Annotated in this window: 11 protein-coding genes; 5 read left to right on the forward strand and 6 right to left on the reverse strand. The window is 42.9% G+C overall.

Annotation, left to right across the window (positions count from 1 at the left end; translation table 11 throughout):
* Positions 1–471 precede the first annotated feature (471 nt).
* From ACP7AA_RS12505 to mscL, 3 genes are all read left to right on the forward strand, one after another.
* Positions 472–1656, forward strand: coding sequence for an OmpA family protein (locus tag ACP7AA_RS12505; protein ID WP_296173266.1), 1185 nt, complete (start codon positions 472–474; stop codon positions 1654–1656).
* 351 nt (positions 1657–2007) lie between these two features.
* Positions 2008–3855, forward strand: a complete 1848-nt coding sequence (gene typA / locus ACP7AA_RS12510) for a translational GTPase TypA (protein WP_201562223.1) — start codon at positions 2008–2010, stop codon at positions 3853–3855.
* Positions 3856–4215: 360 nt separating this feature from the next.
* A complete protein-coding gene (gene mscL, locus ACP7AA_RS12515; protein WP_281490394.1) occupies positions 4216–4659 on the forward strand; it encodes a large conductance mechanosensitive channel protein MscL in 444 nt (147 codons plus the stop codon).
* 87 nt (positions 4660–4746) lie between these two features.
* Here the strand turns inward: mscL and ACP7AA_RS12520 are convergent, their stop codons facing one another.
* The 6 genes from ACP7AA_RS12520 to cysM all read right to left on the reverse strand — a co-directional run bounded on the left by ACP7AA_RS12520 (position 4747) and on the right by cysM (position 13177).
* A complete protein-coding gene (locus ACP7AA_RS12520; RefSeq protein ID WP_201619863.1) occupies positions 4747–5187 on the reverse strand; it encodes a hypothetical protein in 441 nt (146 codons plus the stop codon).
* 329 nt (positions 5188–5516) lie between these two features.
* Entirely contained in the window at positions 5517–6503 is a 987-nt protein-coding gene (gene mutM / locus ACP7AA_RS12525; protein ID WP_426223760.1) for a bifunctional DNA-formamidopyrimidine glycosylase/DNA-(apurinic or apyrimidinic site) lyase, read from the reverse strand.
* Between the two features lie 66 nt (positions 6504–6569).
* Positions 6570–9122, reverse strand: a complete 2553-nt coding sequence (locus ACP7AA_RS12530) for a RelA/SpoT family protein (RefSeq protein ID WP_201562215.1) — start codon at positions 9120–9122, stop codon at positions 6570–6572.
* Between the two features lie 437 nt (positions 9123–9559).
* Positions 9560–11104 (reverse strand): 23S rRNA (uracil(1939)-C(5))-methyltransferase RlmD, encoded by a 1545-nt coding sequence (gene rlmD, locus ACP7AA_RS12535; RefSeq protein ID WP_426223761.1) that lies wholly within the window; start codon positions 11102–11104, stop codon positions 9560–9562.
* A 132-nt stretch (positions 11105–11236) separates the two neighbouring features.
* Complete coding sequence (locus tag ACP7AA_RS12540; RefSeq protein ID WP_426223762.1) at positions 11237–12061, reverse strand: 3'-5' exonuclease; 825 nt, start codon at positions 12059–12061, stop codon at positions 11237–11239.
* A 129-nt stretch (positions 12062–12190) separates the two neighbouring features.
* A complete protein-coding gene (gene cysM, locus ACP7AA_RS12545; protein WP_426223763.1) occupies positions 12191–13177 on the reverse strand; it encodes a cysteine synthase CysM in 987 nt (328 codons plus the stop codon).
* A 462-nt stretch (positions 13178–13639) separates the two neighbouring features.
* Here cysM and ACP7AA_RS12550 point away from each other — a divergent pair, with 462 nt between their 5' ends.
* Together ACP7AA_RS12550 and ACP7AA_RS12555 are read left to right on the forward strand one after the other, a co-directional pair.
* Positions 13640–17149, forward strand: a complete 3510-nt coding sequence (locus tag ACP7AA_RS12550; protein WP_426223764.1) for an ATP-binding protein — start codon at positions 13640–13642, stop codon at positions 17147–17149.
* Positions 17150–17330: 181 nt separating this feature from the next.
* A complete protein-coding gene (locus ACP7AA_RS12555) occupies positions 17331–18143 on the forward strand; it encodes a crotonase/enoyl-CoA hydratase family protein (RefSeq protein WP_372829223.1) in 813 nt (270 codons plus the stop codon).
* Positions 18144–18422: the final 279 nt, after the last annotated feature.

The raw sequence follows: 18422 nt of genomic DNA on the forward strand, positions 1-18422 counted from the left end.
ATTGATGTATATAATATTTCATTAAGCTTCAAGTGTTTAGTTAAATAGTGAAAGAATGTTCATTAATGTAAATATAAACTAAATATATGTCTACTGTCAAAAAATGTTTCAATTCGTGAATGAGCAGTTTTATCAATAGAGAAAACTAAGGTTTTGTATTAAAATAAACCCAAACAATAGGTATGATTCGTTTCATCACCTATTGCGACCTAACATGCAAAAGATAAAAAGTGTAAAGTGTGTTAGTTCTCAGTAAGTTAAGTTGGCTAATGTGTTTTAGTTATGACATTATCGTGTAATAATGTGTAGCTGGTTAACGAAAAAAGTTGTAAACTGAATTGATAATCGCTAAGCTACTTCTTAATTGGTTTTGCTTTGTAATTTCAAATTCGTAAATGATGTCTATTTTCAGCCATCTTGAGAAGCGGTTTTGCTTAACGCATTACTAAAATTATCCTTTGGAGGAAGTTCATGAAATTAAATAAAATTGCTTTGGCATTGTTTGCTATCACAGCGGCCCCACTAGCAGCAAACGCTGGTGTTACTATTAGCCCATTACTACTTGGTTATCATTACAGTGAAGGCGCTGATGATGAGCAACGTGAACTATTAAAAAACTATGATGGAAGCGGTGAAAACTTCTATAAAGAAAATGGTTTATATACTGGTGCAGCACTAGGTATTGAACTAACGCCTTCTACTCAGTTCCAAGTTGAGTATGGTGTCTCTAATACTGATGCTATCAGCAGCACTGGTACTGGTTCTTTCGATACAGAACAAGAAATGATTTCTGGTAACTTCTTAATTGGTTTTGAAGAGTTCAGTGGCTATACTGATAATGCCTTTAAACCATATGCATTAGTTGGTGCTGGTCAGTCTAAAATTGAAATCGAAGATTCGGCAGGTAATTTAGTTTCAGGAACTAAAGATACTATCGGTAACCTAGGTCTAGGTGCTATGTATCGTATCAACGATGCACTAAGCCTACGTGGTGAAGCTCGTGCGATTCATAACTTCGATAACAACTGGTGGGAAGGCATGGCCTTGGCCGGTCTAGAAGTCGTACTAGGTGGTCATTTAGCACCTACAGTAGCTGTTCCACCAATGGAAGAGCCTAACGTAGTAACTCCACCAATCGTTGTTGTTGAGTCTGATCTTGACTCTGACGGTGATGGCGTACCTGATAGCATCGATGCATGCCCAGGCACTCCAATGAACGTAGTGGTTGATGAGCGCGGTTGCCCAGTACCAGTAGATATTACTGATGAACTGAAAATGGAACTACGTGTATTCTTTGATAACGACAAATCAGCTATCAAAAACCAATACAAACCAGAAATCGCTAAAGTAGCAGAGAAGATGCGTGAGTATCCTAACTCTACAGCACGCGTAGAAGGTCATGCTTCTAAAACTGGTCCTTCAGCACGTTACAACCAACGTCTATCTGAAGCCCGTGCTGTTGCAGTGAAGTCTATGTTGACTAACGAATTTGGTATCGCACCAAACCGTCTATCAACAGTTGGTTATGGTTATGACCAACCAATCGCTGACAACAACACTGAAGAAGGTCGCGCTATGAACCGTCGTGTATATGCCATCATCACTGGTGACAAAACCATGACTGTTGAACAAACTAAAGATATGGTTGTTCAATAAGTAATAGCTACTAATTATGTTATAATGTAATTAGTTACAAAAAAAGTCACCCTTTGGGTGGCTTTTTTTTATTTATGTGTTGAGAAAAGTAAGTTATTGCATAAAATCATGATGCAATAATGTTATACTAACGACCCAAACACTTTGTAAATTGACAAAGTGTACATTAGCATAGCTATCTGTACGATGGATTTACCAGCATAGGTCTTTGATTTTAATAATATTAATCGATTGTGCCTATTGCGCAATCATTTAATCATAAAATAATCATGTCTATTTGGTTGGTGGTAACAGTTTATCCAGCGGTGCTAACTGCTACTGCATTTTTTTAAGACGAAACGAGCATTTTATATGGCGAACGATATCAAACACCTGCGTAACATTGCAATTATTGCCCACGTTGACCACGGTAAAACTACTTTGGTTGACAAGCTATTACATCAATCTGGTACTTTTGGCGATCGTGCAAACATTGCTGAACGTGCAATGGATTCAGGTGATATTGAGCAAGAGCGTGGTATTACCATCTTGGCAAAAAATACAGCCATCCGCTGGACAGATGATACTGATGGCACTGAATACCGTATTAACATTGTTGATACCCCAGGTCACGCCGATTTTGGTGGTGAAGTTGAGCGTGTTATGTCAATGGTTGACTGCGTACTATTAGTAGTTGACGGCGTTGATGGCCCGATGCCACAGACACGTTTTGTGACTCAAAAAGCATTCGAGCAAGGTCTAAAACCGATTGTTGTTATTAACAAGATTGACCGTCCAGGTTCACGCCCTGATTGGGTAATGGATCAGATTTTTGATTTGTTTGATAACCTTGGTGCGACAGATGAGCAATTAGATTTTCCAGTTGTTTATGCCTCAGCATTGAATGGTATTGCTGGTTTAGAAGCAGACAATTTAGCGGACGATATGACGCCGCTGTTTAAAACCATCGTTGATGTGGTTCAGCCTCCTCAAGTTGATGCTGAAGCGCCATTCCGTATGCAAATCTCTAGTCTTGATTACAACAGCTTCGTTGGTGTTATCGGTATTGGCCGTATCCAGCGCGGTAAAGTAAAGACCAATACACCAGTAACTGTCATTGATAAAAATGGCGATACTCGTAATGGCCGTATTCTAAAAATTATGGGCTATCATGGTCTTGATCGTATTGATGTAGAAGATGCACAAGCGGGTGATATCGTTTGTATTACTGGTATCGATGCGCTTAATATTTCAGATACAATTTGTGATCCTAGCGCTGTTGAAGCGTTGCCAGCATTGACTGTCGATGAGCCAACTGTATCTATGAACTTCCAAGTAAACAATTCACCGTTTGCTGGTCGTGAAGGTAAGTTTGTGACCTCACGTAATATTCGTGAGCGTCTTGAGCGTGAATTGATTCATAACGTGGCACTACGTGTAGAAGACACTGAGTCTCCTGATAAATTTAAAGTATCAGGTCGTGGTGAGCTTCATCTGTCTGTATTGATTGAAAACATGCGCCGTGAAGGTTTTGAGATGGGTGTTTCAGGCCCAGAAGTTATCGTTAAAGAAGTTGACGGTAAGCTACAAGAGCCGTATGAAAACGTTGTTTTTGATATCGAAGACGCGCATCAAGGTCCTATCATGGAGCAGGTTGGCTTGCGCAAAGGCGAGATGACCAATATGGAGCTTGATGGTAAAGGTCGTATGCGTATCGAAGCGACAATGCCTGCCCGTGGTTTGATTGGTTTCCGTTCAGAGTTCCTAACCTTAACTTCAGGTACAGGTATCATGACGTCAAGCTTCTCACATTACGGCCCACAGAAAGTTGGTGATGTTGGTGCTCGCTCTAATGGTGTCTTGGTTTCTATGGCGAAGGGTGTTTGCCTAGGTTTTGCGCTATTTAACCTACAAAAACGCGGTAAATTGTTCGCTGAGCCACAGCTAGAAGTATACGAAGGTATGATCGTTGGTTTGAACTCGCGTAACGACGACATGGCAGTTAACCCAACGACTGCTAAGCAGTTGACCAACGTCCGTGCCAGTGGTACTGATGAAGCGCTAACCCTAACGCCAGCGGTTAAATTTACCCTTGAGCAAGCACTTGAATTTATTCAAGATGATGAGCTAGTAGAAGTAACACCGAAGGCCATTCGTCTTCGTAAGCGCTACTTGACTGAGAGTGAGCGTAAGCGTCACGGTCGTAAGAAAGGTGCTTAATTATTGACAAAAAATGATATTAATCATACATTTTGTTAAGAATTGAGAGAAGTATTTGATATTGGTAAAGATATCCTTTATTTATATTAAGTCAGAGTTATAATCAGCAGTATAGAGTGAGTCGAATATGGTTCACTTTATATTGCTTTTTTTATGCCTGTTTTTTATATATAATAATACGGCTAATCAATTGGATTAGTTTGTTTAGAATTGCTTACGTCATTTTTAATACGCTGCCCTTAAAACGTGATTTTTAAGAGGTAGTTTTTAAGAGACGGTCTCTAAATGAGATTAACTATTCGGCTGTTTATCTGAGCATAGGTTTATCTGACATAGATAAGACTTTTGAGGAGTGACATTATGAGTATGGTATCTGAGTTTAAAGAATTTGCTGTAAAAGGTAATGTGATGGACCTAGCGGTCGGTGTCATCATTGGCGGCGCTTTTGCGACCATCACGACCTCTTTAGTTGAAGACATTATTATGCCTATCGTCGCTTTTATTGCTGGTGGCGAAATCAACTTTAAAAATATGTTTTTCATGTTAGGCGATGCACCTGAAGGCGTTGGCATGACTTACGATGCGCTTAAAGAGGCAGGTGTGCCAGTATTGGCCTATGGTAGTTTCATCACTGTATTGATTAACTTCCTGATTTTAGCGTTTATTATCTTTATGATGGTAAAAATGGTAAATAGATTACGCCGTGAAGACGAGGTAGAAGAAGCAATAGAAGAGCCGTCAGAAGAGGTGCAATTGCTTCGTGAGATTAGTGCTAAGCTTAGCAATACTCACATTACAAAATAAAATCATATCATTTATTTACGACAATAAAAAAGGCTAACTTCTCGTTAGCCTTTTTTATTGTCGATTGATAAGTTCAACGCTTATAACTTATGGCGTAACTACTACATAGTCATTGGTATTAATTAGAATCTCTGAAGGACGATCGACAACAATACGCACGACATTATTGTCAACGACTTGTGATTTATAGTAATTGTCTTCAGCAACCGTACAGCCTAAGCAGCGTCCCATCGCATCCCATGGCTCAACGAATAACTTTTGCTGTGCTTGATCTGCATTGCCTCCAATTAGCGAGAAGGGTAAGCTTACGATATAGGCGGCAGTTCCCGCTACCGCAGCTACCAATTGTAGTGGTTTACCGACAATCGTGTCTACTGCCATGGTCTCGTAAGAAGGGCCAAAATCAGTTTCATCAATCTCTATCGCTGCTAAAGCGGGTTGCATGCTAGCAAAAATTAAGCTTACGCTTGCCATCATGGTCAGTAACTTATATTTAGCGGTGCGTTTCATGTTAGCTGGAGCACTCATAATAATATCCTAAAACTCATAAGTAGTATGATTAATAGCTGCTGCTATTTCCACACAGAGACAAATTCCCTATAGAAATAAGGCGACAACGATAGTTATTCTTAATATTACAGATAAATAAACGGTTTGCACTATTTATGTAAATATTAGCACTATTAAAGCAAGATGTAGGCTAATAAGCAACAAAAATGCGCAGGATATCTGTATTAGCAGAGCGTTTTTTTATTATGAGTCATGCTAAATGAGTTTAGGTAGGACTATAAATAGGCATTTTAAAGTAACTGAGCAATGATATTGCTTTAAACCTGTATAGTCTTATTAAGCAGGGATTATTTACTATTGATTGGCTGACAGGCAGGGCAAAAAACACTGGCACGTCCATTAAGCTTAATGTTTCCTAATAGTGTGTCACAGTGTGGACAAGTTTCACCTTGTCTGCCGTAGACATTTAAGGTTTGCTGAAAATAACCTGTTTGGCCGCTAGCAACGGTAAAATCCCGTAAGGTGGAACCGCCAAGGGTTATCGCCTTTTTTAAAATTGCTTTGATATGGTCAACCAAAATAACTATTTGCTCATAGGAAACTTGATGAGCGGGCGTTGCAGGATGAATGCCTGATAAGTAAAGACTTTCAGTCGCATAAATATTGCCAACGCCGACAACGATTTGTTGTTCCATAATAACGGATTTAATGGCGCGTTTGATTGGTTGCTTGTTAGGTGTTTTATTGGCCGTCGCTTTTTTAGGGTTGCTTTGATTATTGCTGCTGTGATTAACGATACTGTCATTAGAGGTTGGATTTGGATTATTTGAACGTTGAATTAAATGATATAAATAATCAGCGGTAAATTCTGCTGATAATGGCTCGGGACCCAAATGATCTAATAGCTTGGGGCCATAATCATCAAACCATAACACCGATCCAAAGCGCCTTGGATCATAATAATGTAGCTGTGTTTGGCTATCATCAGTGCCGCTAAAAGTCACCACCAAATGATCGTGTTTACGCTTATCAGTGCCATAGCTGTGTTGCTGTAAGCTACCTGACATACCCAGATGAATCAACAGTTGACGCGGGGCTAATTGCTCAGGTTGGATAGAGGCGTTGGTGTTCGCAGAAATTACGGGTATAAAATTCAGAATTAAATACTTTGCTCGGCGCTCAACGCTATCCAAAGTGTAATCAACCAGTTGAGTCAAATCATCAGGCATCGACCAGCGTAGTTTTGGTTGGAAGACTTTGACATTGGTGACTTGCTGACCTAATAGCGGCGTAAGGCTGGTTTTGGTGGTTTCTACTTCGGGTAACTCAGGCATAGTATTTCTTATGAAAACTCTATTATGGATTAAAGGTGTTCTTGGAAAATTGTGCTGACTTAATAATCAGGCAACCGCGCGGCGCGCATGTAAGATACCATGCTGCTGCTCAAGTTTGGCCAGTAGTTTGGATAAATGGGCCAGCCCCGAGACTTCAATATGAAACTTTAAAAAGGCGATATTGTCATCATTGCTTAACGTTTCAACTTGACGAATATTGACGTTTTCTTTATCAATAATTTGGGTCAAATCGCGCAGTAATCCGCGTCTATCATAAGCTTCTACATGAATATCTACCGGTTGATAACGACCCGATTTAACCGTCCAAGCAGCATCAATTTCGCGTTCAGGGTCGCGCTCGATCAAGCGTAGATATTCAGGGCAGCCGCGATTATGGACGCTGACGCCGCGTGACAAAGTAATGTAGCCTGCGATAGGTTCACCGTGGACGGGATGACAGCAGCCTGCTAGGTTAATCTCGATATTATCCAAACCGTCGATATGGATTTTATAGGCGTCAAGTTTCCCTGCATCTCTAGTGTCAATACTAGGCGTAAAGTCATCTTCCGGCCTTTCCGGCTCTAGATGGAGCTGACGAGAGATGTGACTGGTCAGCTGGTTAAGACCAATATCACCGGTCACCAAGCCGACGACAATATCATCGGTATTATTGACATTAAAATGCTGCGTATAGTCGTTTAAATCGATACTATTTGGATGGACCGATAAACGCTCAAGCTCTTTGCTAAGCATTTGGCGACCTATCTCAATATTCTTATCACGGTCTTGTTTGTTAAACCATTGACGCAGCTTTGAGCGCGCGCGGTTGGTATGAATATAACCAAGCGAGGCGACCAGCCAATCGCGGTTCGGCTCACGAGAGGCTTTGGTAATAATCTCTACTTGCTCGCCAGTCTTTAACTGATAAGTTAGCGGCACATAACGCTGATTGACGCGCGCTGCTTGGGCACGGTTACCAACTTGCGTATGTACATAATAGGCAAAATCCAGTACCGTCGCGCCTTTTGGCAGCTCAGTGATATCGCCATCACGACTAAAGATATAAATACGTTCGAGCTCGTCAAAATCAACCAATTGCTCTTCTTCGTCAAACTCGATTTCTTCTAATTCTTCGCCGGTTAATAATGCTGAACGCGGCTGATTGCGCGTCTCATTATTGATAGAAAGCAGTTGCCGTAATGAGCTGATTCTTTGGTTAAGGTAATTATCCTTTTTGTTCTTCAAACCTTCTTTGTAGTTGACGTGCGCGCACATGCCAAGCTCGGCTTCAAAGTGCATCTCATGCGTACGAATTTGTACTTCAAGCGATTTGTTTTCAGCAATGACCGCCGTATGTAGCGAGCGATAACCGTTAGATTTTGGATTGGTAATATAGTCGTCGAACTGCTCAGGAATATAACGCCATAAGCCGTGTACCAATCCCAAAACGTGATAGCAATCTGAAGGATTGGTGACCAAAACGCGCAGCGCGCGAATGTCATAAAGCTGATCAAAGGACAAGCCTTTGAGCTTCATTTTCCGGTAAATAGAATAGATATGCTTAACGCGCCCTGAAACCTCGGCTTCGATACCGGCTTCTGCTAAGGCTGCATTGAGCTTATCTTGTACACGCTGAATGTAAGACTCACGTTCGCTACGTTTTTCTGATAATAGCCGAGCAATCTCTTTATAGCGCTCAGGAGCAAGATAGCGGAAGGCTAAATCTTCAAGCTCCCATTTTAGCTGAGCAATACCAAGCCTATGAGCCAATGGCGCATAAATAGTCATGACCTCGCGCGCGACACGGTGTTGTCGCTCTTCACTAGAAAAAGTCAATTCGCGCATGGCAAAGGTCCGCTCAGCCAATTTAATCAGCACGACGCGTACATCATTGGTGACGGAGATAAGCATGCTATAAATATTCGATAGCTGATCACGTTGATTATTAACAAAATGATCTTCTAAGCGCTTATTGCTTTCGATAATCTCGGACAGCTTACCCATCGCCAAGGTATCTTTGACCAAGGTTGAGATATCAGCGCCGAATTTTTTTTCAATTTCAGCTAAGCTGATAATCGATTTACGGGCGCTGCGATAGAGCATCGCTGCAACGAGCGCATCTTCATCTTGATATAGGTAAGTCAAAATATCGGTCATCGCAATACCCGTGACGTAAGCGCCTGAGCGCTCAGATTCACTGGTATTCATGTGACTGCGGATAAACTCGCAAGCAGCGGCAAGATTGGGTACAGACTCTTGACCGATACGCTTGGCGACATTATCAAGCCAAGTGGGGACGTCGATATTTATTTGATCTAAATCAATCGCTTCAAGCTCTTTTTCTGAAAGCGTAGAGCTGTCATCAAGAAGCTGATTTTTCAAATACTCATCTTTAAGATTCGGGTCATGGCTATGATAAGCATACTGAGCAGAGCGATCAAAAGTGGTGTGCAGCTTGTGAGTAGCAAGCTGATGTTTGATATCGAGTGGAATTTGGGCATAGCTATTAGCAGACTGGTGCGAGCGTTGGCTCGCGACCAGTTGAGCTGCCAATGTTGCGCTATCGGCTTGCGTGGTTTGTCCATCTACCAGCGGTAATCCTTCACGAATTTTTACCATAGCCCACTCCTCTTAGCTATTCAAAATTGATTAGTGCCTCATTTACCATGCAGACTTAAATTTTGCGATAGGCAAATAACAGCGATAAATCAATTCAGCCGCTAAAAATCCTTTTCTAGCAGCTATAAAATGATAGAGATAAATAACATATAGAGCCATGAGTACCAAGACTCATGATATCTCGATTAAGAAGGCCTCAATATATTGGTTATTATTATCTCATTTTGCAATGACAAATCAAGCAAGGCTCTGTAATGATCATGTCGGTGTTGATAACATACAGCATTATTAACCTTATCGCTTAATCCGTTTTTGCATAAAGCGATGCGGTTAAAAATGAGCGTTATGTTTCTTAAAATGTCACACTTAAAAAGCCATGCTCGAAAAACCACGCTTAAAGAGCCATGCTTTGAAAGATTAGTCGCTTAAAGCAAGTGCTAAGCTGAAAATTTTTCAAAGCGCGCGATCGACTCGACGTGACCGGTATGACAGAACATATCCATCACGCCTGCATGCGTCAAACGATAGCCTTGCTCTAACAAGGCTTTGGTATCGCGGGCGAGGGTAGCAGGGTTACAAGAGACATAGACAATACGTTCGGCGTTAAATTTCGGTAGATATTGCATAATTTCCCAAGCGCCCGAACGCGGCGGGTCAATGAGTAATGCATCAAAGCCTTGATTGGCCCAAGGCTTATCGGTGCAATCTTGGGTTAAATCTTGGCTATAAAACTCAGTATTATTAATACCGTTGCGACGAGCATTGTCAGCAGCACGGGCAGTCATGGCTTCACTGCCTTCAACGCCAACGACCGAGCCTGTTTCGCCGACTAAACGCGCGAGTGGTAAGCTAAAGTTGCCCAAACCACTGAATAAATCTAGCACGCGTTCGCCCGCTTTTAAATCTAACAAATCACAAGCAAGCTTGGTCATTTGACGGTTTACCGATAAATTGACTTGGGTAAAGTCCGTTGGGATAAACTCAAACGTCAAATCATACTCTGGTAATTGATAATATAAGCGCCCAAACTGCTCACTCATATCGTCATTCTCCGTCAAGGCAATACGCTGAATGCTATCGGTACCTTTTGACTGTAAATATAACTGCCAATTGCGCGCTGCAAAAAACGTTTTTAGCTTCTCGACATCAGCATCTGATAATGGCGCTAAATTACGCACGATAAGTGCAACCGGCTGATTGCCATCAGGTAGCTCTGGCATCGCTTCACCCATAGCCAGTTCAAGCTGGGCAATTTTGTCACGGCTCTCTAAGGTACTGATAAGTGCTTTTAAATTTTCAATCTCAAAACCAATCCGTGGGTCTAAGATATGACACTCATTTAATTCCGCTAAAAAGTTGCTTGAGCGCTCACGGAAACCAACCAAGGCGGTTTCTTTCTTGGCCACATAACGGACACCCAATCGTGCTTTGGTACGGTAACCTAAGCGATCACCGACCACAGGCGCGAGCCAATGATCTGGTTCAACATTCGCTTGATGGATAAGCATCTCAGCAAGCACAGATTGCTTAAAGTTGATTTGGCCATCTGGCTGCCAATGTTGCAGATTACAGCCACCGCAGACGCCAAAATGCGGGCAGGGTGGTACAGCGCGCTCAGGGTTTGGATTGGCAGTAATGCTCACAGCATCACCTTCTTCAAAGCTGGTACGGCTATTGGTAATTTTGACTAAGGCACTTTCGCCCGGTAGCGCAAAGCTGACAAAAATCTTTTTGCCATGCTTGTCTTCGATATGACCATCAGCTTCACCAAAGCCATTGCCGTATACCGCAACGCCGCGACCATCATGTGACAAGCCATCGATATTAAAAGGTAGTGGCTCAGCATCTTTTAAACGGCGCCGCGTTTTTGATGACGGCTTGGATTTTTTCTTACTTGGTGGAATAGTAATAGTCTGAGTCTCGTTAGGCTGTTGGCTGGTATCTACTAAGATGGTAGAGTTTTTTGAATGGGTGGGTTGCATAAACCTGCCTTAAATAATAAATAGTAAGTAATAAATGATAAATAACGATAAATGAGGGTGAGACGTTAGTTGTTAAAACGTCATCTTTATAAAGAAGCTTTTATAAATACGTCCGTTATATAAAAATGTCTGCTATGGTGCAGGCGCAGATGACCAATCAGCGATAAATTCATGATGACGTGGGCTGCCATCTGCTTGGGTATAATTTGCCAAATAATCACGGCTTTGCTGTTGCCACGCATCAAAATCCGGTGAGGATAACTGACCGGTCAACCGTAACCAGCGCAAATATATCAGCCAGGTATTCATCACATCGGATTCGCAATATATTGACAACGTTTGCCAATCGCCATTGCTGACCAGATCGCCAACCATACTGCCATCGACATCGGTTTTACCGGGTAAGCCATAAAGACTGGCAACGACATCCATAGCTTCACGGCGGCTGGCACCGTATTGGCTAAATCTGTCCATCAAATCAAGATGGCGAGTATGGAAACGATTAACATAGTTATCAAAGCGCATGTTTTTGATGCGCTCGCCTTCTTCAAATAACCACGGCGCTGATAAGTCATACTGCATCGCGCGATAAATAAGCACCGGAATATCAAAGCCTGAACCGTTCCAGCTAATCAGCTGCGGCAGCTTTTCAAGGTCACTGAATGCACGGAAAAATTTGCTCAGAATGTCTTTTTCGCTAAACTTATCTGCCGTCAAAGAAAATAAAGAAAATTGACCGTCTTTAATATAAAGGGCAGAAATACAGACAATACGCTGCAGGGGCAAACGCATAAAGTCATGTCCCGCTTCTTGAATACGCAGTGCCGTCAATGCGCTTAAGGCATCGGCATCGTTTAGCTCGGCCAATTGCGGGTAAATACGGCGGGCAGCCTCGGTATCGGCAACCGTCTCAATATCAAAGACCAAGATAGGTTTGGACGAAAGGGCGTTTGACATAAATAATCCTACCTAACTATTGGCTTTGGTTGATGACTGATAAAACTATCATTGCTGAGCTTATGGTTTATTCGCTTATGCTGCTGCATTGTGCGTACATTCTATTTCTAACTTTCTACTGCGTACTTTTTATTTTTCACTATCTGCATTGTCTTTCACGTTACTGTCGTCAGCATCGTTGTCGATAACATTATATAAGCCGGTCGATAAATAACGATCGCCGCGATCACAAACGATAAAGGCAATAACCGCGTCTGGATTTGCTTTTGCGACTTCGACGGCTGCCCAAGCGGCCGCGCCTGAGGATACGCCAGCAAAAATACCTTCGGTTTTGGCCAGTTTGCGCATATAGACTTCGGCAATATGTTGATCGACATCCATGATGTCATCAATCAAGTCGGCTTCAAAAATACCCGGCATGTAAGCAGCAGGCCAGCGGCGAATTCCGGCGATAGACGCTTCTTCATCAGGCTGCAAACCGATGATTTTAACATCAGGGTTTTGCTCTTTAAGATATTGCGCCACCCCAGTGATGGTGCCAGTGGTGCCCATAGAGCTGATAAAGTGAGTGATTTTGCCGTCCGTTTGCGCCCATAGCTCAGGACCGGTGGTGAGATAATGTGCTTGTTTATTATCAGGATTATTAAATTGGTCTAAGACGATACCTTTACCATCCGCTTGCATCTGCAGCGCCATATCGCGTGCCGCCTCCATACCTTCGTCGACTTCGATTAGCGTCGCGCCGTAAGCGGTCATGGCATCCTTACGCTCTTGGGTCGAGTTGGTTGGCATTAATAAGGTCATCGGATAACCGCGCATCGCCGCAACCATGGCTAAAGCTATACCGGTATTGCCGCTGGTGGCTTCAATCAGCATATCACCCGGTTTAATATCACCACGTAGCTCAGCCTGATAAATCATATTGAACGCTGGACGGTCTTTTACCGAGCCGGCAGGGTTATTACCTTCAAGCTTTGCAAGTACCACGGCCCCATTGGCAATCTGCTCTTGCTCAGGCAGACGATGCAATTTAACCAATGGCGTCTGACCTACGCAATCGGCAAGGTCAGTGATTTGCGTAATAAAATTGGCGTTTGACTGGGCCGTAGCGGACATAAGGTATCCTTATTAATTATTAAGTTTTTAATAGGCGCTGTTTAAATGATAGGTACTAAGACATTAACAGGCCAGTACTTCATGACTATCAGGTATTGAGGGTGACGCAATAAAAAGTTGCGTCATTATATCATTTTGTTTTCAGCTGCGCTTAATGCATAAATTTTTATTGAGGATAGCTTATTTGTTTATAACCTTGTGTATTTACATTAATGTATAAGTTATTAAGCATAAATATTAGGCGCGACTTGTTGAGCAATAACGCTTGCTTAATAAGCATTGGTTAATGAAGATGAGTCAATGAATGGCTAACTGCCTTTGATAGAATCCTGCTAAGATAATCTCAAGTTATAATTGCTGGCTTGCCGTTAGTGCTTAGCCAATTATTAACACATAGGCGCATCGTACAATATTTATCATCAATAATATCTGTCACCAATATCAGTGGAGAGTAAACCCAGCATGGCTTACAAAAAACGTTTTGATACCAGTAGTGCTTATGGTCAGCTGATTATATTGGTATTTTTGCCGATTTGTTTATTGGCAGCGGTAGGTGGTATTTTGGTGTTTTATGAAACCATGCGCGCCAGTAATTCTGAACAAGAAGTATTGGCAGAGGCGGTGCTGATTCGTTATACGCCGGCGATTGCGGAGCTCGTCCCTGAACTATTAGAGCAAGAAAAGCAGCAAGCAGAAACAGGCGACGGTAAAAGCAAGACCGATACTAAGTCACAAGCAGCGATAGCGACGTTAGAAGGTATTCAAGATAGGCTCGGGCGCATGCAGTCGGAGCAGCATGTCCAACGTATTGCCATTATCAATCAAAACAATGAAGTATTGGCCAGTGTCGGCTATGGTATCGATGAGGCATGGCCACTGATAGATGCATCAGAGCGCTTTTTATCGCAAAAGCCTACGCCTATTGGCACAGCTTACGGCAGTACTTTGGGTGAGTTTGACGGGCAGCAAGTGTGGCTGATGGTCGATATGGATAACGAGCCGCTTTATATTGCCCGTTATCGTATCGCCATGGCGCTGGCGATTACCGGCTTATTTACCATTTTAATTTTATTGTTAAGCTTAAATATCTATTCAAAACGTTGGATTGCGCCGATTTACGAGCTGCGTTTGCAATTACAACGTACCCATGTAGACAATCTTTATCAGCCTATTCCGGTTGAATCGAATGGTGAGCTGAATTTATTACAGCAAGATTTGGTCAAGACCTTACGCCGTCTACACGCCAGCTTCCAAGATTTAAAAGATCACGCCGAGCAAACTGAGGATGATTTGCGTTTGGCGTTTGATGAGATGGAGATGCAAAACATCTCTATCCGTAATGCCCGTGATGCGGCAATCTCAACCAGCCAAGCAAAATCGGCATTTTTGGCCAATATCAGTCATGAATTACGTACGCCCTTAAACAGTATCGATGGTTTTATTAATTTGCTGGCGCGGCACGGCGAGCTCAATCCTGAACAAGATTTGTATGTACAAACCATCCGTAAATCGTCGGCGCATTTATTGGCACTCGTGAATGACGTATTGGATTTTTCCAAGATTGAAGCGGGTAAACTGGTACTTGACCGTCATGAGTTTGATCTTTATGACACCATTTATGATGTCGTCGATATGCTATCGCCGGTTTCTGCAGAAAAAGGGCTGCGCATGGCGGTGCTGTTTTATAACGACGTGCCGATGCGTATCAACGGCGATGCCTTGCGTCTTAAACAAGTCCTGACCAATATCGTCGGTAATGCCATTAAATTCACCGATAGCGGCGATGTGGTCGTTCGCGTCAGCTTGGATGATCATCGTGACAATTACTTAATGATTAGCGTGCAAGATAGCGGTAAAGGGATTTCATTATCTGACCAAAAAATGCTCTTTCAAAGCTTTAGCCAAGGCGATCCATCAATTACGCGTCAATATGGCGGTACCGGCTTGGGTCTGGTCATCTCCAAGCAATTAACGCGGCTGATGGGCGGTGATATTGGTTTTTATGACAATGTGCAAGAAAATATCTCTAACCAAGGGGCAACGTTTTGGTTTCGGATGCCAGCCCATGTCGATGTCTTGGAAGCGGCGACTGGGCAAACGATTGAGTTGCCCGTGCTCGCGCCACTTGCCAGCGATACGGACGAGTTTAATGTGCTGGTTTGGATCAATCATACGGCATCGATACAGGTCCTTAAAGCCAGTTTGCAACATTTACCGATTACCCTGACCCAAGCCAACTCTTTACCGGGCGTACTTGAGTCGCTCAAAGAGCGCGGCAACTATTGGGATTGGGTCATCGTGGATGATGATACCCAAGACGATATGATGGCGCTACTCAAACAAATTCGCCTGCATTATCAGGGTAAGCTGGCAGTATTTGGCTATCAAGTTGCCGCTGACCAAGCGCTGCTCAATCGTTATCATGCCAATATTTTGTATGAGCCATTAGATAAAAGGCAGCTCTATGCGATGCTTGATACGCAAAAGCGCAGCGCTCCGAGTGGCGTTCAAGAGCCGCGCTGGAAAGGCGTTACCGTCTTAGCCGTCGATGACCATTTGCCAAACTTACTGGTGCTTGATGCGCTATTAAGTGAGCTTGGTATCCATGTGATTACCGCCAGTAGTGGTTTTGATGCGATAGAAATCATCAGTAAACAGCAAACCAAACATATTAAAACCGCTAAAACTGAAAAACAAAGTCTGTCGAAAAAGACCCAAATATCTAAAGCCGAAGCCCGCGACGATGTCAGTAAATCAGCGGTTAACTCATTACATCTTGACGATGCCACGACAGATGATAAAGGTAGTGCGGCGCACAAAAACAGTATCGATTTGATATTTATGGACATTCAAATGCCGCGTATGTCAGGGCATGAAGCGGCGCGCCAAATCCGTAATATCGAAACCCCTGATCATCATATTCCCATTATTGCCTTGACTGCTCATGGCTTAGCTGATGAGCGCGAGAAGCTGATTGCTAGCGGCATGAATGATTATGTTGGTAAGCCTATTAGCCAGCCACAATTATTACAAGTGCTACAAAAATGGCTTGGCCGTACCACTTCAGTGCCGCCAATAACCGCCCTTACTAATGATGATTTACACGCTGAAAATTCGCCCAGCTCGGATTTACCAAGTTCTAATTTTAACAATACATTAACGCAAGACTCTTTAACGGCGTATACAGGTCTGACAGCGCCGACTTATCCAATGGTTAAAGGGGATGATAGTCATCACGATGCTGATTCTCATAGAGATGCTGACGCGATGAGTCCAGCAAAAATCACCCGACCTTTATCGCTCAAAAAAATTCGCGATGACTATCTGCGTGACAGTCAGCCGCGTGAAGATTATAGACGCGAAACACCGCGCGAAACCCAACCACGTTACGAGAAGCCACGCTATGAAAAGCCACGCTATGAGAATTTGCGCTATCAAGGGCAGGGGCAAGCATCATTGGGTTATCCGCCCTATCAAATGACAGAGAGTGCTAAAGATGAGCAAACTGTAGAGACAACGCAAGGGCAAAGTAATACGAACTTGGGGATAAATACTCTTGATACTTCGGAGATTTTAAATTGGCAAGATGCGTTGACGCGTTCAGCCAATAAACCCGATTTGGCTGCCAAGCTGATTATTATGATGCTCGATACCATTAATGATGAAAAGCAAGCGTTGATGCAGGCATGGGAAAGTCGCAACCGCAGTGCGCTTGCGCAAATTGCCCATCGTATCTTAGGCGGCAGTCGCTATACGGGCGTGCCGCAGTTACGGCAGGCCAGCCAAGATTTAGAGGATAAATGCTTGTTGAATATTCAACATACCACGCCCGCTCAATTTGCGATGCTTGAGCCTTATTATGAAGCGCTATTGACCGCGTTAAATAACTTACAAACACTGGATTTATCGGCGTATCCGCAGCTTAATTATCACCGCTTAAGTGAAAATGATATGACGTGGAAAATGATTTAAGGCAGCTGGTTTTATAGGGCTGAGGCAAAACTGAGCTAGAGTTGAGATAGAACTTGGATGGTCTTGACGATAAACGATACCCTAGCAGTCAGTTATTGATAAGGAAGGGTTGAAGCAAGGCTGTTAATATTAATCTGAGCACCAACCATTATATTTGTTTTATTTATTATTAAGGATGATTATGCACGCTATTGCCACTTACCAGTATGAGACATTACAAGTCAGCGCCAATGACAATATATTAACGGTGACCATTAATCGACCGGAAAAAAAGAACGCCATGAGTTTTAAAGTGGTCGAAGAGTTGATAGCGGTCGCCGGTCGTATCAGTAAAGATAAAAGCATACGCGCAGTGATTCTTAATGGCGCTGAAGGCACGTTTTGTGCCGGTATCGATTTAGGCGATTTAAACCATCCCAAAAACCAAGCCTTTGCGCTATGGGAGCTTGTTAAACCTTGGCAAAGCCTATTTCAACGCGTCTGCTTGGTTTGGCGTGATGTCCCCGTGCCAGTGATTGCGGTGTTAGAAGGCTATTGTATTGGTGCAGGCTTACAACTGGCGCTGGCTTGTGATGTGCGTATTAGCCATCCTGATTGCAAATTGTCTATTATGGAAGCCAAGTGGGGACTCGTACCTGACATGGGCTTGACACAATCAGGGTTTGGTGTCGTACGCGCTGATATCTTAAAGGAGCTGGCAATGACGGCTCGTACCGTGAATGCCGAGGAAGGCAAAGCGCTTGGTTTGGTCAGCCATTGTAGTGAGACGCCACTTGAGCAGGCACAAAAGCTTGCCGCTGAGTTTGCTGAGCGCTCACCTGATGCGGTGCTGGCAAGCAAGCGCGTTATCAATGCGATGTTCCAGCAGCCAGCCACCACGTTATATAAAGAAAAAGTCTGGCAGTTAAAAATGATGTTTGGTCGCAATCGTAAACTGGCGCTTAGAAAAGCCAAACAAGCCAGTACCGCTTTTGGCAAACGTCAATTCCGTTAGAAAAATTTAGCCATGTATTGATAGATTATTTTAGTTACACAGGTTTGTTTTATTCACATCAAGCGTCTATTGAATTACAAGCAGATAGTGCAATATAGCATTATCTGTTTTTCTAGACTGCTTGTCTCGCTGTCTGAAGCCTGCTTGCGTTGCTGCCTGTCAGTAGGCATGATTGTTTGTAGAAGTTATTTTTAACAAAGCTTGGTTTAAAATAAAAGCTTATTAAAATTACAAAACAAATCAGGCATCAATAATAAAATAATAATCACTCTATCATAT

This window comes from Psychrobacter sp. DWR1-2-3, assembly GCF_049896465.1.
Classification (GTDB): Bacteria; Pseudomonadota; Gammaproteobacteria; order Pseudomonadales; family Moraxellaceae; genus Psychrobacter; species Psychrobacter maritimus.

Coding starts and splice junctions, on each gene's coding strand:
- cysM (WP_426223763.1), bottom strand. CDS start 13,177: ATGTCCGCTACGGCCCAGTCAAACGCCAATTTTATTACGCAAATCACT.
- typA (WP_201562223.1), top strand. CDS start 2,008: ATGGCGAACGATATCAAACACCTGCGTAACATTGCAATTATTGCCCAC.
- ACP7AA_RS12520 (WP_201619863.1), bottom strand. CDS start 5,187: ATGAGTGCTCCAGCTAACATGAAACGCACCGCTAAATATAAGTTACTG.
- mutM (WP_426223760.1), bottom strand. CDS start 6,503: ATGCCTGAGTTACCCGAAGTAGAAACCACCAAAACCAGCCTTACGCCG.
- mscL (WP_281490394.1), top strand. CDS start 4,216: ATGAGTATGGTATCTGAGTTTAAAGAATTTGCTGTAAAAGGTAATGTG.
- ACP7AA_RS12540 (WP_426223762.1), bottom strand. CDS start 12,061: ATGTCAAACGCCCTTTCGTCCAAACCTATCTTGGTCTTTGATATTGAG.
- ACP7AA_RS12555 (WP_372829223.1), top strand. CDS start 17,331: ATGCACGCTATTGCCACTTACCAGTATGAGACATTACAAGTCAGCGCC.
- rlmD (WP_426223761.1), bottom strand. CDS start 11,104: ATGCAACCCACCCATTCAAAAAACTCTACCATCTTAGTAGATACCAGC.
- ACP7AA_RS12550 (WP_426223764.1), top strand. CDS start 13,640: ATGGCTTACAAAAAACGTTTTGATACCAGTAGTGCTTATGGTCAGCTG.
- ACP7AA_RS12505 (WP_296173266.1), top strand. CDS start 472: ATGAAATTAAATAAAATTGCTTTGGCATTGTTTGCTATCACAGCGGCC.
- ACP7AA_RS12530 (WP_201562215.1), bottom strand. CDS start 9,122: ATGGTAAAAATTCGTGAAGGATTACCGCTGGTAGATGGACAAACCACG.